At 66.3% G+C, this 25,659-nt stretch carries 28 protein-coding genes; 18 read left to right on the plus strand and 10 right to left on the minus strand.

From position 1 onward, the window contains the following. Positions 1 to 248: 248 nt before the first annotated feature. On the minus strand, positions 249 to 1,004 hold the full coding sequence (locus tag ACH49N_RS20870) for an IclR family transcriptional regulator (RefSeq protein WP_397504757.1): 756 nt from the start codon (positions 1,002 to 1,004) through the stop codon (positions 249 to 251). 166 nt (positions 1,005 to 1,170) lie between these two features. On the opposite strand from ACH49N_RS20870, the gene ACH49N_RS20875 reads away from it, so the two are divergent. The 3 genes from ACH49N_RS20875 (at position 1,171) to ACH49N_RS20885 (ending at position 4,194) form a co-directional block, all read left to right on the plus strand. Further along, positions 1,171 to 2,322 (plus strand): acyl-CoA dehydrogenase family protein, encoded by a 1,152-nt coding sequence (locus ACH49N_RS20875; RefSeq protein ID WP_358274386.1) that lies wholly within the window; start codon positions 1,171 to 1,173, stop codon positions 2,320 to 2,322. Further along, a complete protein-coding gene (locus tag ACH49N_RS20880) occupies positions 2,322 to 3,350 on the plus strand; it encodes an acyl-CoA dehydrogenase family protein (RefSeq protein WP_358274388.1) in 1,029 nt (342 codons plus the stop codon). The genes ACH49N_RS20875 and ACH49N_RS20880 overlap by 1 nt, the downstream gene beginning before the upstream one ends. Positions 3,351 to 3,414: 64 nt before the next feature. After that, complete coding sequence (locus ACH49N_RS20885) at positions 3,415 to 4,194, plus strand: enoyl-CoA hydratase-related protein (protein ID WP_358274390.1); 780 nt, start codon at positions 3,415 to 3,417, stop codon at positions 4,192 to 4,194. Between the two features lie 25 nt (positions 4,195 to 4,219). Here the strand turns inward: ACH49N_RS20885 and ACH49N_RS20890 are convergent, their stop codons facing one another. Continuing rightward, positions 4,220 to 5,383: a glycerate kinase gene (locus ACH49N_RS20890; protein WP_358274391.1), complete on the minus strand. Its 1,164-nt coding sequence runs from the start codon at positions 5,381 to 5,383 to the stop codon at positions 4,220 to 4,222. Positions 5,384 to 5,546: 163 nt separating this feature from the next. Beyond that, positions 5,547 to 6,224 (minus strand): SUMF1/EgtB/PvdO family nonheme iron enzyme, encoded by a 678-nt coding sequence (locus ACH49N_RS20895; RefSeq protein WP_358274393.1) that lies wholly within the window; start codon positions 6,222 to 6,224, stop codon positions 5,547 to 5,549. Positions 6,225 to 6,600: 376 nt separating this feature from the next. Here ACH49N_RS20895 and ACH49N_RS20900 point away from each other — a divergent pair, with 376 nt between their 5' ends. Then, a complete protein-coding gene (locus tag ACH49N_RS20900; protein ID WP_358274394.1) occupies positions 6,601 to 7,587 on the plus strand; it encodes an ATP-binding cassette domain-containing protein in 987 nt (328 codons plus the stop codon). Next, positions 7,584 to 8,441: an ABC transporter permease gene (locus ACH49N_RS20905; protein ID WP_109333217.1), complete on the plus strand. Its 858-nt coding sequence runs from the start codon at positions 7,584 to 7,586 to the stop codon at positions 8,439 to 8,441. Before ACH49N_RS20900 ends, ACH49N_RS20905 begins: the two co-directional genes overlap by 4 nt. Positions 8,442 to 8,457: 16 nt before the next feature. Here the strand turns inward: ACH49N_RS20905 and ACH49N_RS20910 are convergent, their stop codons facing one another. Continuing rightward, positions 8,458 to 9,522 (minus strand): enoyl-CoA hydratase/isomerase family protein, encoded by a 1,065-nt coding sequence (locus ACH49N_RS20910; protein ID WP_358274395.1) that lies wholly within the window; start codon positions 9,520 to 9,522, stop codon positions 8,458 to 8,460. Between the two features lie 69 nt (positions 9,523 to 9,591). On the opposite strand from ACH49N_RS20910, the gene ACH49N_RS20915 reads away from it, so the two are divergent. The 7 genes from ACH49N_RS20915 (at position 9,592) to ACH49N_RS20945 (ending at position 15,092) form a co-directional block, all read left to right on the plus strand. Then, the gene (locus tag ACH49N_RS20915) at positions 9,592 to 10,842 is read left to right on the plus strand and encodes a CoA transferase (RefSeq protein WP_358274396.1); all 1,251 of its coding nucleotides are present in this window, start codon (positions 9,592 to 9,594) and stop codon (positions 10,840 to 10,842) included. Beyond that, the gene (locus ACH49N_RS20920; RefSeq protein WP_358274397.1) at positions 10,839 to 12,263 is read left to right on the plus strand and encodes an amidohydrolase family protein; all 1,425 of its coding nucleotides are present in this window, start codon (positions 10,839 to 10,841) and stop codon (positions 12,261 to 12,263) included. The genes ACH49N_RS20915 and ACH49N_RS20920 overlap by 4 nt, the downstream gene beginning before the upstream one ends. 59 nt (positions 12,264 to 12,322) lie before the next feature. Next, the gene (locus tag ACH49N_RS20925; RefSeq protein WP_358274399.1) at positions 12,323 to 12,718 is read left to right on the plus strand and encodes a DUF1801 domain-containing protein; all 396 of its coding nucleotides are present in this window, start codon (positions 12,323 to 12,325) and stop codon (positions 12,716 to 12,718) included. Between the two features lie 46 nt (positions 12,719 to 12,764). Beyond that, positions 12,765 to 13,736 carry a non-homologous end-joining DNA ligase gene (ligD, locus tag ACH49N_RS20930; protein ID WP_358274400.1) on the plus strand — a complete coding sequence of 324 codons (972 nt, stop codon included), beginning with the start codon at positions 12,765 to 12,767 and terminating at the stop codon, positions 13,734 to 13,736. 90 nt (positions 13,737 to 13,826) lie between these two features. Next, positions 13,827 to 14,144: a metalloregulator ArsR/SmtB family transcription factor gene (locus ACH49N_RS20935; protein WP_358274402.1), complete on the plus strand. Its 318-nt coding sequence runs from the start codon at positions 13,827 to 13,829 to the stop codon at positions 14,142 to 14,144. Continuing rightward, positions 14,141 to 14,704 carry an SRPBCC family protein gene (locus tag ACH49N_RS20940; RefSeq protein ID WP_358274404.1) on the plus strand — a complete coding sequence of 188 codons (564 nt, stop codon included), beginning with the start codon at positions 14,141 to 14,143 and terminating at the stop codon, positions 14,702 to 14,704. The genes ACH49N_RS20935 and ACH49N_RS20940 overlap by 4 nt, the downstream gene beginning before the upstream one ends. A 40-nt stretch (positions 14,705 to 14,744) precedes the next feature. Next, a complete protein-coding gene (locus ACH49N_RS20945; protein WP_109335346.1) occupies positions 14,745 to 15,092 on the plus strand; it encodes a VOC family protein in 348 nt (115 codons plus the stop codon). A gap of 7 nt (positions 15,093 to 15,099) precedes the next feature. On the opposite strand, the gene ACH49N_RS20950 is transcribed toward ACH49N_RS20945, so the two are convergent. Both ACH49N_RS20950 and arfB read right to left on the minus strand, forming a co-directional pair. Next, the gene (locus ACH49N_RS20950; RefSeq protein WP_358274406.1) at positions 15,100 to 15,630 is read right to left on the minus strand and encodes a sigma factor-like helix-turn-helix DNA-binding protein; all 531 of its coding nucleotides are present in this window, start codon (positions 15,628 to 15,630) and stop codon (positions 15,100 to 15,102) included. Positions 15,631 to 15,650: 20 nt separating this feature from the next. Next, a complete protein-coding gene (arfB, locus tag ACH49N_RS20955; protein WP_159924175.1) occupies positions 15,651 to 16,112 on the minus strand; it encodes an alternative ribosome rescue aminoacyl-tRNA hydrolase ArfB in 462 nt (153 codons plus the stop codon). A gap of 137 nt (positions 16,113 to 16,249) precedes the next feature. Between arfB and ACH49N_RS20960 the strand changes: the two genes are divergently transcribed. Continuing rightward, positions 16,250 to 17,332: a DUF1524 domain-containing protein gene (locus tag ACH49N_RS20960; protein WP_358274408.1), complete on the plus strand. Its 1,083-nt coding sequence runs from the start codon at positions 16,250 to 16,252 to the stop codon at positions 17,330 to 17,332. A 126-nt stretch (positions 17,333 to 17,458) separates the two neighbouring features. Further along, positions 17,459 to 17,746 (plus strand): LuxR C-terminal-related transcriptional regulator, encoded by a 288-nt coding sequence (locus ACH49N_RS20965; protein ID WP_201453408.1) that lies wholly within the window; start codon positions 17,459 to 17,461, stop codon positions 17,744 to 17,746. Between the two features lie 3 nt (positions 17,747 to 17,749). On the opposite strand, the gene ACH49N_RS20970 is transcribed toward ACH49N_RS20965, so the two are convergent. Further along, positions 17,750 to 19,036, minus strand: a complete 1,287-nt coding sequence (locus ACH49N_RS20970) for a lactate 2-monooxygenase (protein WP_358274410.1) — start codon at positions 19,034 to 19,036, stop codon at positions 17,750 to 17,752. 135 nt (positions 19,037 to 19,171) lie between these two features. Here ACH49N_RS20970 and ACH49N_RS20975 point away from each other — a divergent pair, with 135 nt between their 5' ends. Next, entirely contained in the window at positions 19,172 to 19,945 is a 774-nt protein-coding gene (locus ACH49N_RS20975) for a VOC family protein (protein WP_358274412.1), read from the plus strand. 3 nt (positions 19,946 to 19,948) lie between these two features. Here the strand turns inward: ACH49N_RS20975 and ACH49N_RS20980 are convergent, their stop codons facing one another. Together ACH49N_RS20980 and ACH49N_RS20985 are read right to left on the minus strand one after the other, a co-directional pair. Continuing rightward, positions 19,949 to 20,872 carry an alpha/beta fold hydrolase gene (locus ACH49N_RS20980; protein WP_159924171.1) on the minus strand — a complete coding sequence of 308 codons (924 nt, stop codon included), beginning with the start codon at positions 20,870 to 20,872 and terminating at the stop codon, positions 19,949 to 19,951. 49 nt (positions 20,873 to 20,921) lie between these two features. Further along, a complete protein-coding gene (locus ACH49N_RS20985; RefSeq protein ID WP_159924169.1) occupies positions 20,922 to 21,536 on the minus strand; it encodes a TetR/AcrR family transcriptional regulator in 615 nt (204 codons plus the stop codon). 86 nt (positions 21,537 to 21,622) lie between these two features. Here ACH49N_RS20985 and ACH49N_RS20990 point away from each other — a divergent pair, with 86 nt between their 5' ends. The 3 genes from ACH49N_RS20990 to ACH49N_RS21000 all read left to right on the plus strand — a co-directional run bounded on the left by ACH49N_RS20990 (position 21,623) and on the right by ACH49N_RS21000 (position 25,008). Continuing rightward, positions 21,623 to 22,978, plus strand: coding sequence for a cytochrome P450 (locus tag ACH49N_RS20990; RefSeq protein WP_358274414.1), 1,356 nt, complete (start codon positions 21,623 to 21,625; stop codon positions 22,976 to 22,978). A gap of 36 nt (positions 22,979 to 23,014) precedes the next feature. Beyond that, entirely contained in the window at positions 23,015 to 24,172 is a 1,158-nt protein-coding gene (locus ACH49N_RS20995) for a nucleotide pyrophosphatase/phosphodiesterase family protein (protein WP_358274415.1), read from the plus strand. A 74-nt stretch (positions 24,173 to 24,246) separates the two neighbouring features. Further along, the gene (locus tag ACH49N_RS21000) at positions 24,247 to 25,008 is read left to right on the plus strand and encodes an HNH endonuclease family protein (RefSeq protein WP_317768514.1); all 762 of its coding nucleotides are present in this window, start codon (positions 24,247 to 24,249) and stop codon (positions 25,006 to 25,008) included. Here the strand turns inward: ACH49N_RS21000 and ACH49N_RS21005 are convergent, their stop codons facing one another. Continuing rightward, positions 25,009 to 25,656: a DUF3060 domain-containing protein gene (locus tag ACH49N_RS21005; RefSeq protein ID WP_358274417.1), complete on the minus strand. Its 648-nt coding sequence runs from the start codon at positions 25,654 to 25,656 to the stop codon at positions 25,009 to 25,011. Positions 25,657 to 25,659: the final 3 nt, after the last annotated feature.

Here is a 25,659-nt window from a genome sequence, read left to right on the forward strand (position 1 = left end):
GCTCGATCAGCACGCTGCCGCGCAACATGGCACAGCAATCGTCGGGAAGCTCCCCTCACTGGGGGTGACGGAGCTGTCGCTGCGCCTCCGTCGGGTGGCGTCGAGCCAGGAAGTCACTGTCCCGGGCTGACGCTCAGTTCGCTGCGCTACGGCCCGTGATCCGAGGTTCGAAACGAGCGCGGTCCCTCATCGCGTGACGCGTGTGCCCTTGGAGCGTCACGCGATGGCCGGCTCGCCCCAAACAAGGTTCACCACTGAACGCTGCGTTGATCCCAGCTCCGGGAGCACTCGGTGAGAACGTCCACCAGCCTGTCGCGCTGCTGAGTGATCACTTCGTGCGATGCGATGACGCCCACGGCAGCAACGATTTTCCCGTTGTCCCGTACTGCGATGGAGACACCGTCACCTTGCTCGGAGGCATTGGGGGAAGCGCAGATCCCGGTTTGTTCTATCTCGGGCAATGCCGCAAAGAACTTGTCGACGAGGGGTTGCTCATCCTCGCCGACATTCTTCAGGTACGCCCAGAGATCCCGCTTTTCCATGCCCGCGAGCAATACCCAACCGCCGGAGGTGCGAATGAGGGAACGCCGCACGTAGTTCTCGGCGAGGTAGGCGAACCGGGGGTCGGACGAGCAGTAGTCGACGTAGAAGATGTCCGGTCCGACTGCAATGGACAGCACGGTCGTCAGGCCGGCCCGTTCGTGCACCTCTTCGAGGTCGGCATGCGTCACCGTCGAGACGGGCTGCCGCCCTGCCAATCGGTTGAGCAGATACGGCGCACTGCCCAGGGAGTAGCGCCGGTCGTGTTCGCCCAGATATCCGGTGGCGACGAGACCGTTGACCAAGCCCTGAACCGAACTGATCGGGGCTGAAAGCTCTTTTGCTATCTCGCTGAGGGTGATTCCGCCACGAGCCCGCGCAACGCATTCGAGGATCGAGGCGATGCGATCCACGGTGCGATGACGAGCGCGGGCCCGCGCCCCTGTTGCGCCCTCCGGTTGCACCACGACAATTCCTCCTCGGTAGTCGCCCGGCGCGACTGCGACCCACCCTAGCAGCTACGTATATACGTAATCAACTCCAATATTGCGTAGACATGGCTCGAAGTGTCATAGTCGTTGAAGCCACCCCGAACGAACCCATGTCGGCTTGAACGGAAAGACCACCACCATGACCACCCTCAGACTGGTTCCCCCGGTCTCCGCCGATCCCCACGCCGCGGACGCCCTGCGCGCCGAGGTTCGCGAATTTCTCGCCAGCCAACGCGCCGAGGGCAAGATCGGCCGGGACGTCGACTGCTGGCTCACCGGATGGGACGAGGACTTCTCCCGCGCCCTGGCCGCCCGCGGCTGGCTCGGCATGACTGTGCCCGTCGAGTACGGCGGACACGGCCGCAGCCACCTCGAGCGGTTCGTCGTCACCGAGGAATTGCTGGCTGCCGGGGCACCCGTCGCAGCGCACTGGATTGCCGATCGGCAGATCGTTCCGTCGCTTCTGAAGTACGGCACCGAAAATCAGAAGCAGCAATACCTGCCGGCCATTGCGAGCGGTGAGTGCTATTTCGGTATCGGTATGAGCGAACCGGATTCCGGTTCCGATCTGGCGAGCGTTCGAACCAAGGCCACCCGGGTCGACGGCGGCTGGTCGATCACCGGCACCAAGGTATGGACCTCGGGCGCACACCGTGCTCACGCATTCTTTTGCCTTGCCCGCACCACCGCGGTCGATCCCGCGCACCGGCACGACGGACTGAGCCAGTTCATCGTCGATCTTCATTCCCCGGGTGTCGACATCCGGCCCATCGTGTCGATGAACGGCGAGCACCACTTCAACGAGGTCATACTCGACGACGTCTTCGTCGCCGACGACATGGTGTTCGGCACCATCGGCGACGGCTGGCAACAGGTCACCTCCGAACTGAGCTTCGAACGCAGTGGTCCCGAGCGATTCCTGTCCACGTTCACCTTGCTGGCCGAAACCGCCGAGCAGATGCGCGGCAATGCGATCCCCCGGCATACCGACCTCGGCCGTTATGTCGCTCGCATCGCCGGTCTGCATCAGATGTCGACCGCCGTCGCCGGCGCGCTCGAACGCCGGGAACCGGCCGATACAGCTGCCGCCGTCGTCAAGGTCCTGGGCACATCCACCGAGGGCGACATCGCCGATTTCGCCGACCTGCTCACCGGTGACTACTCGCCCGATCGGGCCGAGTACCACGACATGCTCGACGACGCCGTCGTGCAACGCCCCGGATTCACTCTCCGTGGCGGTACCAACGAAGTTCTGCGCGGCGTGATCGCGCGAGGATTGGGGATGCGCTGATGACTGCACCGTTCACGGTCGACAACGACCTCGTCGAGATGATGTCTGCGGTCTTCGCGAGCCATCGCGAGCAGAACGAGCCGGAGAGCGGCACCGCCCCCTGGGATGCGGGCTTGTGGAGCCGGCTGGACGAGCTGGGTTTGGTCCGGCTCACCGGCCGGGAAGAAAACGGGGGCAGCGGCGCGGGCTGGTTCGAGGCCGCCGAGCTGATCCGCGCGTCCGCCTCGAACGGCGTCCGAATCCCGTTGGTCGAACACGACTTGCTGGCCGGGTGGCTTCTCGAGGTCACCGGCTCTCCTGTCGATGCAGCGCGCCGCACGGTATGCGTGCTCGACAACGAAGGAATGGCCTCCGGCGTGCCCTGGGCAGCCCAGTCCGACAAGGTCGTTCTCGTCTGGCGGAACGGCGACACCTACCACGTCGCCGACGTCGAAACCTCGACGCTGGACATCGCTCCCGGCACCAACGTTGCCGGCGAACCGCGCGACACCGTCACCGCCGACACCACCGTTCTGTCGGGCACCCCGGTCGCGGATGCCGTCGTCGACCAGTTACTGCTGCGCGGCGCACTGGCACGCGGACTGCAAACGTGCGCCGCACTCGCACGCATCCTGGACCTCTCGATCACCCACACGACCGAACGCACCCAGTTCGGGCGTCCACTCGCCAAGTTCCAGGCCGTCCAGAACCTGGTCGCCGACATCGCCGCCGAAGCCGCCCTTGCCCGCGCCGCTACCGACGCCGCACTCATCGAAGCTGTCCGCACCGACTGGTCCGGACCCAACCTCGAGTTCCTCGTCGCCGCTGCCCGATCCTGCGCAGGCCACGCTACCTCCGTGGTGGTACGCAACGCCCACCAGGTGCATGGCGCGATCGGCACTACTCGCGAGCACCGACTGCACGAATTCACCACACCCGCTCTCGCCTGGCGTTCGGAGTTCGGCTCGGTCCACTACTGGGACGAAAAATTGACCGCGGCCGCCCTCGAAGCAGGGCGCGAGGGCCTCTGGGCCCTCGTCACCGCCTGAACACCTAGCTCCGCCTCGCCGACACCCCGCGCGTTGGACGCTCGACTCTGACAAGGAATACAACATGGCTGACCTGGAATACACCGTCACCGACGGCGTCGGCACCATCCTGCTCAATCGCCCACACCGTAAGAACGCCTTCACCTTCGACATGTTGGACGCCTGGGCCGAGGCGCTGCGGTCGGCCCGCACCGATCCGGACGTGCGCGTCGTGCTCGTCACGGGTGCCGGAGGATCGTTCTGCGCCGGAGTCGATCTCGACGACTTCTCGGAGATCACCTCCACACTCGGTCGTCAGCAAGTACTGCAGGACCGCGTTCACCGCGTAGCCGCGGGTGCCCTCGACCTCGACAAACCATTGATCGCCGCCGTCGACGGTGTCGCGGTCGGCGCAGGCATGGACATGGCCCTGGCCTGCGACATCCGTCTCGCCTCGACTCGGGCACGCTTCTCGGAGGCGTATGTGCGGGTCGGGCTGATCCCCGGTGACGGCGGCGCCCACCTGCTGCCCCGCATCGTCGGTCAGGCACGCGCTCTCGAACTGCTGTGGACCGGACGCTTCGTCGAAGCCCAAGAAGCCCTCGACCTGGGCATCGTCCTGTCAGTACACTCCCCGGAGGAACTGCCCGAAGCCGCGCAGGATTTGTGCCGACGCCTCGCCGACGGTCCTCCGGTCGCGATCCGCGCCATCAAGCGTCTCGTGCGGAACGGGGAGAACGTCGACTTCAGAACGTCGCTGTCGATGGTGGCCGCCGAGCAAGCCGTCGTGCAGTCGACCCAGGACTCCGCAGAGGCCGTCGCGGCCTTCCGTGAGAAGCGCGCACCCGCCTTCGTCGGCGAATAACAGAAGTCACCGAACGCATCGGCAGTCACTCACGGGCGGCGCCCAGAGCGGCACCGAGAAGACCACCGACCTGCGCCGAAATTTCGCGAACGAGGTGGGCGCTGTTCGCGACCATGTCCATGAGGCTCGAAGGACCCTTGGCGATGGAGAACGCCGAAACGACTCCGGCCGAGGCGATTTCGGCCGCCGACAGCTGAACCGTTCGCGCGATCACGACGACCGGGCAACTCGGTGGGGTGACGTCGAGGACGCCGCGGACGACCTTCCCTCGCAGCGACTGAGAGTCGAACGAACCCTCGCCCGTCAGAACCACGTCTGCATGAGCGCAGATGTCGCGCAGGCCGACGACGTCCGAGACCAACCGGGCTCCGGGTGTGAGTTCAGCTCCCACGAGTGGCACCAGGCAGGCCGGCATTCCACCTGCAGCGCCCGCTCCTGGATGCTGGGCGATGTCGATACCGGTCTCGGCTCGGATGATCCGCGCAAGGTGCTCCAACCCGGCATCGAGGTCGATCACGTTCTGTGGTGTCGCCCCCTTCTGCGGACCGAACACCGCTGCCGCGCCGGATGATCCGCACAAGGGGTTGTCGACGTCTGTGGCGACGCGCCACCGGACGTGACGGGCGCGCGGATGAAGCTGGGAATCATCGACAGACGCGATACCCGCAAGGCCCGCTCCACCGGGTTCCACCTCACGACCGTCGGAATCGAGGAACCGCATCCCGAGTGCGCGGAGAAATCCCGTCCCGCCGTCCGTGCTCGCCGATCCGCCTATGCGCAGCACGATTTCGCCGACGCCCTGGTCCAGCAGAGTATGCGCGATGACACCGACGCCGTAGCTGTCTGCGCGCATGGGCTGTAGAGGAATATCGGACACCTGCGGAAGACCGTTCGCCTCGGCGCCTTCGATGATGCCGACCACTCCGTCATTCGAAATTCCGTATCGAGCCGTCCGTGCCCGCCCCACCGCGTCGGTCGTATCGAGAAATCCAGGAACGGCGTGCCAGTTGGCGAGCAGTGCATCCAGGGTGCCCTCGCCGCCGTCGGCGAGGGGGCACTCGATGATGACCGCGTCCGGACCGAGCGCACTTCGCACACCTTCGGTCATCGCTGCGGCGACCTCGGCAGCCGTAAGACTCCCCTTGAAGGAGTCGGGCGCGATGACGACTGTGGGGTGACGACGAAGCATGAACGGAGCCTAGGTCACTACCGGGCCCTCCGTCGGGCAAGAGGAGCCAGATTTCATCCGGTCGAACAGACTCGAGGCATCAAGGACAGTAGCTGTCCTGAATGACTCTTAGCCTGAAGCCAACCGAATGAAAGGAGATCCGATGACGCTCGTTCCGCGCAGGTCAGAGCGACCGTGCCACTCGAAATCCGAGATCGTCGATGGAGAACGACGGGTGACTGCGACGACGGCACGTCGCCCCACATCCTCGGGCTTCCTCGGCCCAGCTCCCGCCGCGGAAGGTTCGGTACGAGCCGTACACCTCGGCGTCGTACACATCCCAGCACCACTCCCACACGTTCCCCAACATGTCATGGAGGCCCCACGCGTTGGGCGATTTTCCGCCCACCCCATGGACGTGTCCGCTCGAATTGCCGCTGTACCAAGCGATGTCGTCGAGTTCGCCGTATCGGTACCCGGATGTTCCCGCTTTGCAGGCGTACTGCCACTCCGCTTCCGTGGGCAGGCGGTATCCGTCGGACTCGCGAGTGCACGAAACCTGCCGGCCGCCGTCGGTCACCGAGTAGTACTCCGTCAGCCCCGATTCCCGCGACAGCACATTGCAGAAATCGACGGCGTCGTGCCAGGAGACGTCGACCACCGGCGCGGCGCCATTGGAGGAAGACTTCGCGGAATCGTTCATGATGTGGGAATACAGCGAAGCGGTGACGGGGCTGCGCGCGAGGAGGAAGCTCTCGAGTTCCACCATCCACGCCGTTTTCCTTCGGTCGTCTCTCAACGCCACTTCGCCGGCGGGGATTCGGGCCATCGCGACATCGAGGCCGACCCTCGGATTCGACATGGAACGACCCTTCGCGATCAGCTGGATTACCGTGCAACATTCTTCAAGGCATTAGACCCAGCGGGCATCACGCGGTCAAGGCTTCTACTCAACCGACCTGTCCGTCACCGGTACAGGAAGGCCGCCGTCCGCTTGACCTCGAGTGAACTCGAGGTAATAGCGTCCGATCATGATCATCAGGTGTTCAGCCGTCCGAAATATACAAGCGACATCGTCCGGGCAACCTGTAAGTTGGTCTGCGATCGACGGGGGACGACGTGATTCGTAACAAGCATCGAAGCATGCGAGCTTCACCGTGCGCCGCTGCGCTGCGGCACACACATTCAGGCGCACAACACTGTGACGGTTCACCGTCACTTCAGGCAGGGAGATTCTCATGACATACGAAGCGGCGATCGAGGCAATAGAGCTGGTCAAACGATTCGGCGACAACGTGGCCGTCGATGGGGTGAGCTTCACGGTTCCGCAGGGATCCGTTCTCGGATTGCTCGGCCCCAACGGCGCGGGCAAGACCACGACAGTGCGGATGATGACCACCCTGAGTATCCCCACCAGCGGAACTGCACGGGTGGCCGGTCACGACGTCGTCACCGACCCCGGGGCGGTGCGGCTCAGCATGGGACTGACCGGCCAGGCCGCGACCATCGACGAACTGCTGACCGGACGTGAGAACATCCGGATGATCGGCGAGCTCTACGGGCTGTCGGGCAAGGCAGCACGCCGTGCCAGCGACGAACTCCTCGAACGGTTCTCCCTCACCTCCGCCGGTGACCGGATCGCTCGAACCTATTCGGGTGGAATGCGCAGGCGTCTCGACCTCGCCGTGAGCCTCGTTGCCACACCACCGGTGCTGTTCCTCGACGAACCCACCACCGGACTCGACCCGGCCAGTCGGATCGAATTGTGGGATGTACTACGGGAACTGGTCGAGGACGGAACGACACTGCTGCTGACGACGCAGTACCTCGAGGAAGCCGACCAACTTGCCGACAAGATCGTCGTCATCGACAAGGGCAAGGTCATCGCCTCGGGCACCCCGGTGCAACTGAAGGACCAGTCCGGCAAGGCCAGTCTCGTTCTGACGGTGTCGCACGTGGCCGATCTCGACGAGGCCGAGCGCATGCTCCGCCAGCACGTCTCGGACGTGCGGGTCGACAGGTCGGCCCGGCAACTGTCGGCGCCGACCGATGGCCTACGCGACATGACGCGTATCGCGAATCTTTTCGACGACAGCACCATCCTTCTCGATGACATCGGTCTCAAACGTCCGAGCCTCGACGATGTCTTCCTGAGCCTGACCGGTCATCGCGCCGAGACGGCCGAAACCGCACGTACCTCAGATGACCTGGAGACAGCCAGATGACCACCACATCCACACTGAATCCCACCGCGATCGGTACCCGGCTGACTCGTCCCGACATCAAGCCTGCGGGACTGGCACGTCAATCGTGGATCGTGGTGCGGCGGAACCTCACCCACATCAAACGGATGCCGGAGATGCTGCTGGATGTCACCATCCAGCCGGTGATGTTCGTTCTGCTGTTCGCCTACGTCTTCGGTGGGTCGATCATGACGTCGGGCGCGAACTACCGCGAATGGTTGCTTCCCGGCATCATGGCTCAGACCATGGTGTTCTCCTGCTTCGTGGTCGCCGTGGGATTGAACTCGGACCTCGACAAGGGCATCGTCGACCGCTTCCGGTCACTACCGATCTCGCGGTCGTCGATTCTCATCGGCCGGAGCGTGTCCAGCATCATCCACTCCAGCATCGGCGTCGTCGTCATGTCGCTGACCGGCCTCCTCATCGGCTGGCGCATCCACAACGGCTTCGGTGAGGCGGTACTCGCGTTCGCGCTGCTGTTGCTGTTCGGCTTCGCGATGATCTGGTTCGGCATCCTCGTCGGATCGTTGATGCGCTCGGTCGAGGCGGTCCAGGGGTTCATGTTCACCTCGATGTTCCCCATCACGTTCCTGGCCAACACCTTCGCACCCACCGAACAGATGCCGACCTGGCTGCGGACCATCGCCGAATGGAACCCGATCTCCGCGCTCGTGCAGGCCATGCGCCAGCTGTGGGGCAACGCTCCCGCAGCACCCGCCGGCGCGGCGTGGCCGCTGCACCACGCGGTTCCGGTCACGATCGGCTGGTCACTGCTGCTGATCGCGATCTTCGCGCCCCTCGCGGTGCGCGCCTTCCTGAACCGGACCCGCGACTGACCGATACGGACGGCAGCTAACCCGACACCTCGTCCACCAGCCCCCACACCCTCGCGGTCGGCGCGTCGAGGGCAACTCCGGTCACGCACAGCCAGAAGGCACGCCAGCGTCCGATCCGCCGTGGCACGCTGACGGTGCCGCCGGCACCGGGGATCAGCCCCATCGCCACCTCGGGAAGCCGGAAAAGGGAGTCCGGCCGGGCGACGATTCGGTCTGCGAACGCGGGAACCTCGATTCCTGCCCCCACGCAGCTACCGTGCACGCGGACCTCGATCCGGTCGGCGAGCTGCGCGACAAGCCGGCCGGCGCCCGCCCGGGTGCGGATCAGATGGGCGGTGGCCAGGTCGGGTGTCGTGCCGAATTCGTCGAGGTCACCCCCCGCGGAGAAGGAGGGTCCGGAGCCGTCGAGCACGATTTTCGTGATGGTGGTGTCCACGAGTGCGAGCCGCAGCGCCTCGACCAGTCCGTCACGGACCTCGGCGCCGTAGGCGTTGCGGCGTTCGGGCCGATTCAACGTGACCAGAAGTTCGTCGTCCTCCCGCCGGACCAGCACCGGTTCCTGCGGCGAGGGCGGCGGCAACGGGCGCGGCCCGCGCTGCTCGAGCCATCGACGAAACTCCGGGCCCCCGAGCAAGGTGGAATAGGCGAGCGATTCGACATCGATCGCGGCAGGCACCGTCAGGTGCTCGGAGAGCTTCAGCACCTGGGCCAGTACCAACGTCGAGTGCGGGTTTTCGGCGACCTTGCGGTGCAATTCTCCGACTGCCACACCCGGGTCCGGCACGGACACCGCGAGCCGGTTGCCCGGGGCCGACTCCGCGACGATCGTCGTATCGAGGGCGGACGCCACCTTCTGCACATCCGGTGACAACTCATGGCCGCCGTGGTGCAGTCCCACAAGTATCCGGTCACTGACGCGTGCCCTGTCCGCGGCGCGCACGCAGGTGCCCGACTCGGCGGCGCCGTCGAGATTCACCGTGAGCATCGGGCTGTCGATTTCGGCGCCCTCGGACAGCAGCGGGCGGTCCGCAGCACCGTCGGCCAACTGCTCGAGCGTGATCGTTCGGACGTCGTTACCCATGAACACAGCCTGCCAGCTCCATATCGGTTGCGTGCAGCCGGGTTTCGTTCACCGCGTAGCATCGACGCCGTGCCTTCCCCCTCGACGACGGATCCCTCGGACCCGGTGCGGGACTGGGCCGACAGTGGCGTCGTCGCACTCACCGGCCGCCACGGCGGTCCCCCGATCGTGCCGCCGGGGCGAGCCGCGACGGTGGCGCAGGAAAGGGCCTCGTGGATCGCCGAGGTCACGGAACTCAGCTCGCATCCCGTGCTTGTCGACGGTCCGCGACTCCTGTCCGAACGGGCCGCCTTCACCGGGCACAGCCGGCGTGGGGACATCTCGGTCGGCGGCAGTTGTCGCCTCCTGCCCACGTCCGACGGGTGGGCGGCGGTGTCCTGTGCGCGACCCGATGATCCCAGCCTGCTGGGGGCGCTGATCAGCAGCGCCGTCGACGAGTCCAATCCGTGGCCCCCTGTCGCCGAGTGGCTGAAGACGCACACCGGAGCGGAGTTGGACGAGCGGGCGGAACTGCTGGGCATCGCGGCGGGATCGCTCCGGTCCACGGACACGATCCCTGTTCCCCTCATGCCTCTGGCACCGCGCCCGGTGCAGGGATTGCTGGTCGTGGACTTCAGCGCCCTGTGGGCGGGACCGCTCTGTGCTCATCTCCTCGGGTTGGCCGGCGCCCGCGTCGTCAAGGTCGAGACACCGACCCGCGCGGACGGCGCCCGCCGTGGCAACGCCGACTTCTACGCCCTCCTGCACGGCGGCCACGAGGCGGTGGTTCTCGACCCGGATACCGCCGAGGGCAGGCGGTCGTTGGCCCTGATGGTCGAGGCGGCCGACATCGTCATCGAGGCATCCCGGCCGCGCGCGCTCCGGCGCTTCGGCCTCGACGCCGACGAAGCGGTGGCGCGGGGAACCACGTGGGTGTCGATCACCGCCGCCGGGCGCGGGTCGGATCGGATCGGCTTCGGTGACGACCTCGCCTCGTCCGCCGGCCTGGTCGCGCACGATACGGACGGTTCCCCGTTGTTCGTCGGTGACGCGATCGCCGACCCCCTCACCGGCCTCACCGCCGCCGCACTGGCGATGTCGGCTCCCGCCGACGGATCGGGGTACCTGTGGGACATCTCGATGTCCGCGGTCGTGGCGGCCACGTTGACCGGCGAGCCCGAGGTGCAGTCCGAACGGCGAAGCGGTCATTGGGTCCTCGTGACGGAGTCGGATGTGGCCGAAGTCGCGCATCCGCACCGCCGGATACCGCGAGGGCGAGTCGCGGATGTCGGAGAGAACACGGTCGACACTCTCCGCAGCCTCGGAATTCCGGTGCCATGAGCGACCTCGTCATCCGCAACGCGGAACTGGGCGGCGTGCCCGGTGTCGACATGCGCATGTCGGGGGGAACGGTCACCGAGATCGGCCACGGAATCACCCCGGCAGGCGCCGAGGTGATCGACGCCGACGGTGGGGCTGTGCTGCCCGGACTCACCGACCATCACCTGCACCTGCACGCCATGGCCGCCGACGCCGTCTCGGTTCGGTGCGGGCCTCCCCACGTTCGCGATCGCGGGGATCTCGCTCGCGCACTCGAACGTGCCCAGGCCGACGACAACGGGTGGGTGCGCGGCGTCGGATACATCGAAACCGTTGCGGGCGAACTTAATTCATCTCTTCTCGACACCCTGCACGGGCAACGGCCGGTGCGGATTCAACATCGGAGCGGGGCGATGTGGGTGCTCAACGGCGCCGCTACGGCGGCCGCGCGCCTCGCAGAGGCCGACCACCCAGGAGTCGAGCGAGACCACACCGGGACCCCGACCGGGCGGGTCTGGCGCGCCGACACCTGGCTGCGCGAACGCCTGCCACGCTCACAACCACCCCGGTTGGCAAACATCGGTGCGGCGCTGGCCCGTTTCGGGATCACGACCGTCACCGACGCCACCCCCGACCTTTCCGCCGAGTCGCAGCAGGCCATCGGATCGGCCGTCCGCTCTCGCGAACTTCCCCAGCGGGTGCATCTGCTCGGCGCGCCGCTTCGAGGCGACCCGGACACCGTGGCGGGACGCGTCAGCGTGGGCCCGTACAAGATCGTGCTGGCCGATTCGGGTTTTCCGGACCTCACGGAGTTGGCCGACCTCATCCGCGACGTTCACGCGCTCGGCCGCGCCGTCGCCGTCCACTGCGTGAGCCGGGAAGCGCTGCTCATTCTTCTCAGCGTGTTCGACGAGGTCGGCAGCGTTCCGGGTGACCGTATCGAACACGGCGCACTCATCCCCCGCGAGAGCCTCGACGACGTTCGCCGACGGGGATTGCGGGTGGTGACCCAGCCGGGCTTCCTCGCCCACCGCGGCGACGACTACCTGCGCGACGTCGACCCGCGGGACCTCCCGGATCTCTACCGCTGTCGCTCGCTGATCGACGCCGGCGTCCCCCTCGCGCTGTCGAGTGACGCCCCCTACGGTCCCCTCGACCCATGGCAGGTGATCGCAGCAGCCGTCGACCGCCGCGCACCCACCGGCGACATCGTGGGTCTCGACGAGCGCATCACCGCTGCCGAAGCCCTGGACCGCTACCTCGCACCCGCCGGCGACCCGGGTGGCCGGCCCCGCGGAATCACCGTGGGAGAACCCGCCGACGTGGTGCTGTTGCACGTTCCGCTCGACGAGGCGTTGCGGGTACTCAGCTCTGAGGTCGTTCGGAGCACCGTGCTGGACGGAATCATCACTTGTGCTGCGTCCGTGGACAATTCCGACTGAGTCCAGGAGTCGATCCGGTTTCGCCGCCGATCGAGCATATCGGCGCTATCGTGTTTTCGATGACGTACACACCCGATCCGCGTGTCGACGCCTACATCGATGCCTTGCCGGAGTGGCAGCAGACGATCTGCAGGGAAGTCCGGGAGCTCGTACACGAGGCGGATCCGGAGGTTACCGAAACCATCAAACGCACCGTCCAGCCGTACTTCGTGCTGCAGGGCAATGTGTGCGCACTGCTGGCGGCGAAAGATCATGTCAACGTGTTCCTGTACGACGGCGGTATCGTCGCCGATCCGGACGGAATCATCACCGCCGGCCACGACAACAAGACCGCGCGCACGGTGGCCTTCCGGGAAGGCGAGAAGATCGATGCACCGCCGCTGCTGGCGATGTTTCAGCAGATCATCGCCAATAACCGTGCGGGCGGGTGGCGGAAGTTGAAGCGGGAGATGTAGCTCGGAAAGTGCGCGAGTGGTGCCTTCTGCGGGTTAGGTTGGCTGCATGGCGACCGGCAAGAGCAAGTCTCCCGCTGTCGAGCTGGCGGTCGGTGATCGCACCGTGCGGATTTCTCATCCGGAGCGCGTGTATTTTCCGGCCACGGGGGCGACGAAACTCGATCTCGCGAACTATTACCTGAGCGTCGGCGACGGCATCGTGCGTGCGCTCCGGGAGCGGCCCTGCATGACCCATCGCTTTCCGGACGGACTGAGTGGGGAGAAAGTTCATCAGAAACGGTTGCCGCGCGGCGCACCGGATTGGGTCCAGACGGTGCGGGTGACGTTCCCCCGCTATGGGCGTCACGCCGACGAGTTGTGCGTGACGCATCTGGCCGACGTGATCTGGTCGGTGCAGATGTCCGCAGTGGAGTTCCACCCGTGGAACTCCCGCCGAGCGGACGTGGAGAAACCCGACGAGTGGCGGATCGATCTCGATCCCATGCCCGACTGCGGTTTCGACAGGGTGCAGCGCGTCGCCGGTGTCGTGCACGAGGTGCTCGACGAACTGGGGGCGACGGGCTGGCCGAAAACCTCCGGCGGATCCGGCGTGCATGTGTACGTGCGCATCCAGCCCGACTACGGATTCGACGACGTGCGCCGGGCGGCGCTGGCCTTCGCCCGTGAAGTCGAGCGGAGGGCGCCGAAAGATGTGACCACGACGTGGTGGCGTAAGGACCGCGACCCCGAGAAGGTCTTCGTGGACTACAACCAGAACGCCCGCGACCACACCATCGCCAGTGCGTATTCGGTGCGGGGTGTGGCCGACGCAACGGTTTCGACGCCGGTGTCCTGGGACGAGATCGACGACGTCGACCCGCGGGAATTCACCATCGCCACGGTTCCCGCCCGCTTCGAAAAACTCGGTGACCTGCACGCCGGGATCGACGATGCGGTGTTTTCCCTGGCGCCCCTGCTGGAATGGGCGGAGCGGGACGAAGCCGCCGGCCAACCCGATCCTGGTGGCGCCGAGGACTGATCGCCGACGCCACCACCCATCCGGCGCGATGGTCGCGAGCCGCGCTCATATGCCTTGACGCGTATATACCCGAAGGCGCATACTCGAACCATGGTGCTCGATGCGTTTACCGTGGTGGCAGAGCCGCAGCGCCGTCGGATTCTGGAACAGTTGCGCCGCGGCCAGGCGAGCGTCGGAGAGCTGGTCGACGTCCTCGACCTCTCGCAGCCCACGGTGTCGAAGCATCTACGGGTACTGCGCCAGGCGGGGTTCGTCACGTGCCGCACGGCGGCGCAGCACCGTATCTACAGCTTGCACCGTGACCCGTTCGACGAACTCGAGGCGTGGCTCCGGCCGTACCGCCAACTGTGGGATCGCCACCTCGATGCATTCGGACATCACCTCGATTCGAAGGAGAACAGGACATGACAGAGTCCAATCGCCGCAGCGCGTACCGCCCCGGACCACTCGGTCGAGTCGAGACCACACCGGAGGGCGACCGGTGGACGCTGACGTTCGTTCGCGAGTTCCCGCACTCCCCGTCAGCGCTGTGGACAGCACTGACCGATCCGGCGGAACTGCCCCAATGGGCGCCGTACACGGCGAGCCGCAACCTCGGAACACTCGGCCCCGCCACACTCGTCATGGTCGACGGGGAAGAGCGAACCGAACTCGACGGCAACGTCACACGCGCCGACGCCCCGCACGTCCTCGAACACGCATGGGGCGAGGACGTTCTGCAGTGGCAGATCGACGAAACCGAGTCCGGAACGCGACTGACACTGCGCCACACGCTCGACGACAAACGCACCGCTGCGATGACGGCCGCCGGCTGGCACATGTGCTTCGACGTGGCCGAAGCAGTCTTGGGCGGCAGCCCGATCGGGCCCATTGTCGGCGGTGACGCCATGAACTACGGCTGGCGCGAACTCAACGAGCAGTACTCCGCACTGCTCGGAGTCGAGCCGATCGACCCGACACTCGAGTGAACCGCTGACAGTGCCCGACTGCGCCAGTACGGTCGAAACCATGAGACTGCAATGGGAATCTGTTGTCGTCAACGCGGTGAATCCGGCCGCTCTCGGACAGTGGTGGGCGGCCGCCCTGGGCTGGGGGTTGGTCACCGACATCGAAGGGGATGTCCACATCCGGCCGACACCGGAGAGCCATCCGGAAATCCTGTTCGTCGCCGTTCCGGAACCGAAGCAGATACAGAACAGGCTACATCTCGACTTTCGGCCCGACGATCAACAGGCCGAGGTCGAGCGACTCCTCGCCTTGGGCGCCAGACACGCCGACGTCGGTCAGGGACAGGAGAGTTGGGTCGTGCTCGCCGATCCGGAGGGCAACGAATTCTGTGTTCTCCGAAGTCGGTAACGCTCACTCACACAGTCGCCCCGCGCAGATCCCGGAGAGCCTCGTGCTGAACGACGAGTACCCGGCCCACCGGGACGCCGACGACCCCCGCCGTGTCGTGAACGGAAAGTCCGTCGATCACTCTCAGCAGCATGATCTCCCGAGCAACGGGGTGTAGGCGCTGCAGGAGCTGCGATACCTCCCGAGGTGCGTCGACAATGCCGAATTCGGCGTCGGCGCGGGCACGGTTCACCGTCCGGGCCATCCGTCGATACACCTCGCGCACCGGAAACTCGTGAGAAGCAAGCGAAGATACGTCGCGGGCGACGACGAGCAACGCCTCCTGCGCCACCTCACCGACCCGACGCGATGCCTCACGACCATTCCCCAACCTGGCACGGCAGTACCGCACCACGTACGGCCACAGCAGCGTGGTCAACCGTTCGACGCCGGCACGATCCCCTGATGTAGCGGCAGTTGCCGCGGAACGCACATCGTCACCGAACATACGTCCATCCTCCGACACGTCCGACGAGGACACATCAGGGATTGTCCCCATCTCGAGATGCGTAGAAGTCCCTATAACTCGGGCTTGCGTCGCAGGTTCTTCACGTGTCCGCGTTGCTTCTTCGCTTCGAGCCTGCGCCGATGGGAGCCCTTGGTCGCGGTTGTCGGACGCCGCCGGCGGGGTTCGGCCAAGAGCGCCGCCCGCAACAGGGCCGACATCCGGGCCCGTGCCGCTCGGCGGTTTCGCAACTGAGACCGGGTGTCGGAGGCAGTCACTGTCACCACCCCGTCGACGAGTCGGTGTCCCAGACCGACCTGCAACCGCTCGTACTGTCCCGCCGTGAGAATCGACAACGCGCGCACGTCGATCGACAGCTCCACCCGCGAATCCGTCGTATTGACGCCCTGCCCACCGGGACCGCCCGAGCGAGAGAACCGCCACTGCAACTCTGCGGCAGGAACGATCAGCGATCGAGTGATCTCGAGGTCGTCGGTGACGTCACTCCCTGGAAGTGCCCGGGGCCCGTCGCTCATGATCCCAGTGTGCCCGAGGGGACGCCAACGCACACATCCCAGAACCCGCGCACGAGTGCCGGAAGCGGCACACCGGCGTAACAGAGAAGCCCCGCGCCACGATATCCCTCGGACTTCCAATATCTCCGAAGGACCGCATGACTCACGTTCCGCCACCCGTATCCGCCACCCGGCGGAAGTGGCCTTGGATCACCGGCGCGCTCGTCGCGGTGATCGCCGCAATCACGTTCCTCAGCCCCACCGAGGACGACCACTCGGCCGGCGCCGCGGCGGTATCCGCCTCCGAAACTTCGGTAGCGTCGCCGACCACGACTGCACCGGCACCGGCCTCCCCGCAGGCGGCGCTGCCATCGGATCCTGGTCTGTCCGCCGTCGAACCCCGAATGGTCGACGGGACACGAGCAAGCGATGCACTTCGCCTGCTCGACACCCTGGCGATCAAGGGCCGCGCCCCGAAAACGGGTTACGACCGTGAACTCTTCGGCCAGTCGTGGACGGACGACGTGACGGTGGAGGGCGGCCACAACGGTTGCGACACACGCAACGACATCCTCCGGCGCGACCTTCGGAACATCGTGTTCAAGCCCGGATCCCGTGACTGTGCGGTGCAGAGCGGGACCTTGCACGACCCGTACACCGGGAACACCCTCTTCTTCGTGCGCGGCGAGACCACCTCGAGCGCCGTGCAGATCGACCACGTCGTCGCGCTGTCCGACGCGTGGCAGAAGGGCGCCCAGCAGCTCGACACCGCCACGCGTCGCAACTTCGCGAACGACCCCCGGAACCTCAGGGCGGTCGACGGCCCCACCAACCAGCAGAAGTCCGATGGTGACGCCGCGACGTGGCTGCCGCCGAACCGAGGTTTCCGCTGCACGTATGTGGCCGACCAGGTGGAAGTCAAAGCGGCCTACGGGCTGTGGGTCACCCAGGCGGAGCGCGACGCGATAGCGCGGGTCCTCCAGGATTGCGGCGGCACCTCACCCGTGGTTGCGCCGACTCCAGCGCCTGTGCCAGCCCCCGCACCCGCCCCTGCGCCAGCCCCTGCCCCTGTGCCGGCTCCAGCGCCTGTCCCCTTCGCCGAACCCGCACCGCCCAGCGCGGTGTATTACAAGAACTGCTCGGCGGCCCGGGCCGCGGGTGCTGCGCCGGTGCGCGCGGGTGACCCCGGCTATGCGTCACACCTCGATCGTGACGGGGACGGCGTCGGCTGCGAGAACTGACCCGAAATACGCCTGCGAGCCGAGCCTGACGAGGCACGCGTCGACGGCACCCGTTATCGTGAAGTGGCCTGCAGGGACGTCGGGTACCTGTAGATCTGTTGTACATGTCAGAAAGATGAGATCGGCATGACCGCTGCCCCCGACGAAGTCGGCACCCCCTCTCCCCCGACGGCCCCCGCCGCGCTCACCAGGCCTGCTCTGTCAGCACGTGAGGTGGAAGTCCTGCGCCACTGGCTGCGCAGCGATTCCAAGCTCGCCGTAGCCGGTGACCTGCACATCGCTCTCGGCACCGTCAACACGCACCTGAGCCGCATCCGCGAGAAGTACGCGCTGGTGGGGCGTGACGCGACCACCAAGACGGCGTTGCTGGTCCGGGCGCTTCAGGACGACATCATCACCATCGCCGAACTCTGAGGCCTACGCCCTCCGTAGGGCGTCCCGATTGATCTCACCGATCGAGGTCAGCCCGCTCAGCCCCATCGTGAGGTCGAATTCGGCGATCACGTTCGCGGTGGCGTCGCGGACGCCTTCCCGTCCAGCGAGGGCCAAACCATAGAGGTGTGGCCGGCCCAGAGTGACCGCGTCCGCCCCCAGAGCCAACGACTTGAAGACGTCGGCCCCCGTACGGATACCGCTGTCGAGAAGCACCGTCATCCTGCCGTCCACAACAGGCGCGATGTCTGCCAGGGCGTCGAGTGCCGAGACGCTGCCGTCCACCTGCCGCCCACCGTGATTGGACACCACGATGCCGTCGACACCCGTGTCGAGAGCGCGCCGGGCGTCGTCCGGATGAAGCACACCCTTGAGGAGGACAGGAAGGCTTGTCCGCTCGCGCAGCGTCTCGATGTCGCACCAGCTCAACGACGGCCGAGAGTAGATGTCGAGGAAGGTCTCGACAGCCGCGCGGGGCTCCGGTGACCGGAGATTGTCGAGGAACCGGCCCGGGAATCGCCGTGTCATCGACACGAGGGATCGGATCGCGCCGAGTGTCACCTCGACGTCGGGCTTGGCCACTGCCGCCGCGATTCGATCGCGCACGATGCGGCGGAATACGGGATCCGAGGTGTACTGCGCGATGCCCTGCCCCTGCGCGAACGGAAGCGAACCGAGATTGAGGTCCTCCGGCCGCCAGCCGAGCATCGTCGTGTCCAGGGTGACCACCACAGCATCCGCCCCGATCTTCTCGGCACGGTGCAGAAGGCTGTCGACCAACTCGTCGTCGGTGCTCCAGTACAACTGGAACCAGCGGGGCGCGTCACCCATCACCGCGGCGCTGTCTTCCATGGGCGCGCAGCCCTGGTTCGAGAAGATGTACGGGACACCCAGTTCGGCGGCCGCCGCCGCGATCGCGACGTCACCCTCGGGGTGCGCCAGTTCCGCGGCGCCCACCGGTGCCAGCAGGACCGGTGCGGGTAGCCGTCGTCCGAACAGTTCGACGCCGATGTCGCGGCGGGAGACGTCACGCAGCACGCGCGGAACGATCTGCCATGAGTCGAACGCCTCACGATTGGCCTGCATGGTCCGGCCCAGCCCGGCGCCGCCGTGAACGTACGCCCAGGCCTTGGGACTCATCTTCCTGCGGGCACGGCGTTCGAGCGTCGCGAAGTCCGTCGGGACAGTGGGTGTGCGTCCCAGAACACCGTCACGGTAGATCACGTTCTGGCGGGCCCGGCCCGGGTTGTCCTGGTTCTCGCTCACAGCCATGCGCCGAGTCTTGCACAGCGCACGAAGGCGCAGAGTCGATCGGACGCGTATGTTCAGTACCGGCACCACTTCCTGCAGACCTGTCTCACCACAGCACTGCCGCGTCCACCACCACCGACGTTCCAGGAGTCCGAGATGCCCGATCGCCAGTCCCTCACCGGCGCACCCTGTTGGATCGACCTCACCAGTTCCGACCCTGCACAGGTCATTCCGTTCTACACCGACCTGTTCGGGTGGACCGCCGACACCGATGAAGATCCCGAATATGGTGGTTACACGATCTTCGGTAAGAACGGCTCACCGATAGCCGGCCTGGGTCCGCAGCAGCCCGGCAATCCCTACGGCAACATCTGGACCAACTACATCGCGTCCGAGGACGCCCAGGCCACCGCCGCGAAAGCGGCAGACGCGGGCGGCCGGGTGATGATGCCGCCCATGGTCGTCGGCGACCAGGGCTCCATGGCCATCCTCGCCGATCCCGCCGGCGCGGTCATCGGGGTCTGGCAGGCAAATCAGCACAGCGGCTTCGGACTCGTCGACGAACCGGGAGCCCCCGTCTGGCACGAAACGCTCTCCCGCAACTATGCGGCCGTGCTTCCGTTCTATGCGGACGTGTTCGGCTGGTCCTACGAATCCATGGGCGACTCAGCCGAATTCCGCTATTCCCAGGCGAAGATCGGCGACCGGATGGTGGCGGGCATCATGGATGCCGACGCGTTCCTTCCCGAGGGCGTGCCGTCGTTCTGGCAGTTCTACCTCGGTGTCGACGACGCGGACGCCGCGGTGGCCCGGGTGACCGAGCTGGGCGGAAGCGTTCAGCGCGAACCGGAGGACAGCCCGTTCGGCAGGCTGGCGTCGGTGGCCGATCCGCTGGGCGCTTCCTTCCAGATCATGGGAATGCCGTCGTAACCGCTACGGCGCGGACGAGTTCGCGTCGCGCGCGTCCCAGATGTCGAGCAGCGACGTGAGGATCTCCTCGGCCATGCCCAGCCCACCGAGGTGACTCTCGCCGCGCATCGTGTGAAACTCGGCATCCGGCAACATCGACACCATGTGCTCGCCGTGCCGGTGCGGGATGATGTGGTCGCAGTCGCCGTGCCACCAGCGGACCGGAGTCTTCACCTCGTTCACCCGGAACCCCCAGTCCCGCGCGAACAGCACCAGGTCGGCGAAGGGTGCACTGAGCTGCTTGCGGCCACCGTTGAGCAGGTCGTCGAGGAACATCGCCTTGAACTCCGGGCGGGCCAGGAGGCGCCGGTCCCCCTCGGGCGACAGCCGCCCGTACAGGTCGATGATCGGGGAGGCGAACGGCCTGGCCAAGCGAATGACGGAACTGGCCACCAGCCCGATGGGGATGCCGCCGGCCGCCAACGCCGGCGCTGCCAGCACCGCGAGGTCCATGAGCCCGCTGCGGATGGCGTCGGGCCCCTGCGTGGGCGCGACTCCACCGAGAATGCCGACAGCGACCACGCGGTCGGGCATCGCGTATGCCGCGCCCAGCGTGTATGGGCCACCACCCGACAGCCCCACGATGGCCATCTGGTCGATCCCCAGGGTGTCGGCGACGATACCCAGGTCCTCGGAGAAGTCGAGCACCGATTCGTACCGGAAGGACGTCGACGAACCGACACCCGGCCGGTCGATGCCGATCAGCCGCAGATGGTGCTTCTCGGCGAACGCCCGAGCCTCTGTCGGGACCTGACGGCGCGCGCCCGGGGTGCCGTGCAGCCAGATGACCGCACGACCCTGGGCGGCTCCGAACTCGGCGAAACCGATCCGTCGTCCCTCGCGTACGGCTACGGTGCCCTCCAACTGCGGGCGTGCGATATCGACCATGCGCACAGCTTCGCACGTGACCCCGGTCACGATTTCGACCAGGTCCCGGTCAGCGGTGGGCGGTGGACGTGAACTGGTAGGTCGCCGCGTCGACGATCTGTTCCGGCGACACCTCGATCTCGCCGTTCAACCACGCGGTGATCAACTCCGACAGCCCACCGACGAACAGCAGGGCGGTGATCTCGTCCTGCGGCGACGACCACGCGCGGTCCCCGTAGAGCGCCTTGGACTCTTCTGCAACCATCGACGCGAACGCGCGCAGCAACTGACGGCGTCGTGTGCGCAGCGGTTCGGCACCCGCCGATTCGATGATCGACACCCTCCCCTTCCGCGGATCCTCCGTGAGAATCTCCACGAACGTCGCGATCGCCGCTCGCGCGCGCACTTCGGGATCTCCGGTGACCGTCTGCAGGGTGGCGTGCGCCGCCTCCCGCACCTCCTCGGCGATCCCCTCGATGACCTGTACCAGCAGATCGTCGCGACTGCGGAAGCTCTCGTAGAAATATCGTTCGGTCAGTTTTGCCTCTGCACAGATCGCGGTCATGGTCGCCTTGTCACCGACCGTCCCGAAGACCTGCAACCCCGCTTCCAGCAGTCGTGCACGGCGATCTGCGGCCCGCTCCTGCGAACTTCTGCCGCGGTACTGCCGCGCCGGCTGAGTCATTCCTCGATGTTGACAGACCGTCCGGTGTGACGCACACTACAGACAACTGACAGAGCGTCCTGTCACATCCTCGACGAGGAGAGCCGATGCCCAAGCTTCTTGCTCCCCCACCTCCCGACAGCACCCTGAGTCCCATAGCCGGTAACGCCGGACTTCCCATCATCGGACTGGGACTCGACTACATCCGCGACCCCATGGGACTGCTCGAAAGCCGCTGGGAGCGGTACGGGCCCGTGTCGTGGCTGAGCATGGCAGGCAAGCGGTGGGTCACCGTCATGGGACCGGACGGCTGCCAGACGGTGTTGCAGAACAAGGACCGCGCGTTCGCCAACGGTGACGGCTGGAGCGTGCTCATCGGCCCGTTCTTCCACCGCGGCCTCATGCTTCTCGACGGCGACGAACACCTCGCTCATCGTCGAATACTGCAGCAGGCGTTCACTCGCGAACGGCTGTCCCGCTACACCGAGGCACTGCACCCCGCCGTCGAGGGCGCGCTGGACGGTTGGCACCCGCGGGCAGGCTTCGCCGCGTACCCGGCGTTGAAGGAACTGACGCTGGATCTGGCCACGAGCATCTTCATGGGCGGCGCCGAGGGGTCGTCGCACCAGGAGATGGTCGAGGTCAACAAGGCCTTCATCGATTGCGTCCAGGCTGCCACCTCCGTGGTTCGCTTCCCGTTGCCGGGCACTCGCTGGAAGCGTGGAATCGACGGGCGAGCCCGCCTCGAGAAGTTCTTCCGCCGATACCTGCCCGCCCGCAGGGCCGGCACGGGCGACGACCTGTTCACGACGCTGTGCCACATCGAATCCGAAGACGGAGAACGGTTCAGCGACGACGACGTCATCAACCACATGATCTTCCTACTGATGGCTGCGCACGACACGTCCACCATCACGCTGTCGACGATGATGCAATACCTGGGTCAGCATCCAGAATGGCAGGAGCGATGCCGTCGGCAGTCGGCGGCGCTCGGAACCTCGACACCGAGTTACGACGAACTCGACGAGCTCACCGACCTCGACCTCGTCATGAAGGAGTGCATGCGGCTGGTGCCGCCGGTCCCGGTGGTGTCCCGGCGGGCGGTCAAGGACACCGAGGTGCTGGGTCGCTACATTCCGCGTGGCTCGTACGTGTCGGTGGTCGTGCACTACACCCACCACATGGCCGAATACTGGCCCGATCCGGAGAAGTTCGATCCCGAACGTTTCGCACCCGAGCGACGGGAAGACAAGATTCACCGATACGCCTGGGAGCCGTTCGGCGGGGGTGTACACAAATGCCTCGGCATGCATTTCGCCGGCGCCGAGATCAAGACGGTCATGCATCACCTGCTCCGGCGCTTCGATTGGCACGTCGATCCCGGCTATTGCGCGCCCCTCAACTACACCTCCCTGCCGTACCCCTCCGACGGGCAACCCGTCGACCTTCGTCACCGGTTGTGATCACGACGGGCGCCGTCCTTCCCGCATAGTGGACCCATGACCACTACGGCGCCTGCGCTCGACGTGTACTCGCAGCCCACCCTGTCCACCCTGATGCCGTCCGTTCTGGCCTCGCTCGGGGTGGCGGGTGAAGCAAACCCCCTCGAGCTGCCGGACAGCCGGCACACCGTCGTGCTGCTTCTCGACGGGTTGGGCTGGAACGCACTGAATCAGCATCGAGACCGCGCGCCATTTCTGTGCAGCCTCGCGGGCCGGCCGATTCGAGCCGGGTTTCCCACCACGACGGCAACCAGCATCGCTTCCCTCGGCACCGGATTACCGTCGGGCAGTCACGGCATCACCGGGTACCAGTCATACGTCCGTGAGGTTTCCGGCACTCTGAATTGGTTGTCGTGGCGGGCGGGACGCCGAGGCGACGAACTCGCACGCCTCGTCCCCGAGGTCGCCCTGCCGACACCCACTGTGTTCGAACGCGCTGCGGCAGACGGAGTTCGGTGCGCCAACGTGCTACCGGCAAAATTCGACGGGTCCGGTCTCACCCGTGCGGTGCTGCGCGGTGGAACCTTCACCGGCATACATGCGTACGGTGATCTGATCGCGCAGGTGATCACCGCCTCCCGTACCGGCGACCGCACCCTCACTTACTGCTATCTGAGCGAAATCGACACTCTCGGACACGTGTACGGTCCGGGATCGGAGTCGTGGACACAGCAAGTGGCCATCGTCGACGCACTCGTCGAAAATCTCGCCCGCGCCCTCGCGACCGTGCCCGGGCATCCCACTCTGTACATCACCGCCGATCACGGCATGGTCACCGTGGACGACGTCGACAAGCTGGACTTCGATGCGGATTCGAGGTTGTCGGACGACGTCATCGCACTCGCCGGCGAGCCCCGGTGCCGGCACGTGCACACCCGGACCGGAGCCGCCGGCGACGTGGCAGCCCGGTGGCGGCAAGCACTCGGCCCTCGTATGTGGATCGGCACGAGAGACGAGGCGATCACTGCCGGGCTGTTCGGCCCCGCCGTTCGATCCGACATCGCCGGGCGTATCGGTGACGTCGTGGCGATCGCACTGGACGGTGTCGCGGTGGTGCGGCGGAAGAAGGAGTCGCGGTTGTCCGCCCTTCCCGGTCAACACGGCGCTCTCACCGACGACGAGTTGCTGATTCCCCTGCTGCACACCGCTGGTTAGTCCCGGGTCGGCCACCGGCACTGCGGGCCACTCCTGATAGAAATAGCGAACGCTGTTGAATCCAGGAGACATTCATGCCCCGCACTGCGGTACCGAATCATCGCACCATCATCTCGACCGTCAGAAGCAGGTGGCCCTGGATCCTCGCCGCCATCGCCGTCATCGTGCTTGCAGCGATGCTGGCCCCGCAGTCCGACGACACCCTCGCCGCAGGCACCGGGCCGCCCATCCTGCCGGAAGCCACTGACGCACAGCAGATACAAGCGGCGTTCGCACAGTTGGCAACCCTCGAAGTCAAGGGCCGCGCCCCCAAGACCGGATACGACCGGGAACTCTTCGGCAGCAGCTGGACCGACAACGTCTCCGTCGAACTCGGCCGCAACGGCTGCGACACCCGCAACGACATCCTGCGACGCGACCTCGTCGACATCACCTCCCGGGATCGCACCCGAAACTGCGTGGTGCAGTCCGGGACACTGCGAGACCTGTACACCGGCAGCGTCATTGCCTTCACCCGCGGCCCGAAGACGTCGGACGCGGTGCAGATCGACCACGTGGTCGCGCTGTCCGACGCGTGGCAGAAGGGCGCCCAGCTCCTCGACGCCCAGACACGGGCCGACCTCGCGAACGATCCGCGCAACCTCCAGGCGGTGGACGGTCCCACGAACCAACGCAAGAGCGATGCGGACGCCTCCACCTGGCTGCCGCCATTGAAGAACTACCGATGCACCTATGTGGCCCGGCAGGTGGAAGTGAAAGCGGCATACCGACTCTGGGTCACCCCCGCCGAGCGCGACGCCATGGCCGGTGTGCTCACGGAGTGCGGCGCGCGGTGACTACTGCCCCGGTGCGGTGAGCCGGTTCTCCGAGCCCGAGTCGGACACCGGAGCGGCGGCACCGGCCTCCCAGTCCACCGAGTTGTTCGACCCGGTCAGCTCCAGACTGTCCATCTCCTGTGCGCGCACGAAGTTGTCGTTGCCACTCACCGTTGTCACACCCGAGTCGTCCACGGTGATCGAGTTACCACTGCCGGCGACCGAGATCCGCCCCGCCTGCTTACCCACTACTGTCACACCGTTGCCCTGCACCTCGATGGCCTCCACCGTCTCGATGTTCGCACTGTTGGTGCGCCCGGCGACGGTCAGAGTGCCGGTGCGGCCACCGATCACGTTGGTGTCCTGGCCACGGATCAGCACCGCGTCCGAGCTGCCGATGTCGGCCGACACGCCGTTGGCCTCGATCGTGACCGTGCCGCATTCACCGTCGAGCACGATGCTCGCCCCGTCCCGGTTGACGACGACATCCCGGCCGGCACAGTCACCACCGGCGTTCAGCTCGACAGCCGAATCTCCGGATGACGACGCGGCGCGGTCGTCCGACGCAACGTTTCCGCAACCGGTGAGGCACGCGGCGCCGACAGTCAGGAAGACGGAAGCGATCAGAACCGGCACGCGGATGCCGCCGCCCCGCCGTGTCACGTTCATCGA

This window comes from Rhodococcus sp. NPDC019647 (assembly GCF_044389235.1).
Taxonomy (GTDB): Bacteria; Actinomycetota; Actinomycetes; order Mycobacteriales; family Mycobacteriaceae; genus Rhodococcus_F; species Rhodococcus_F oxybenzonivorans.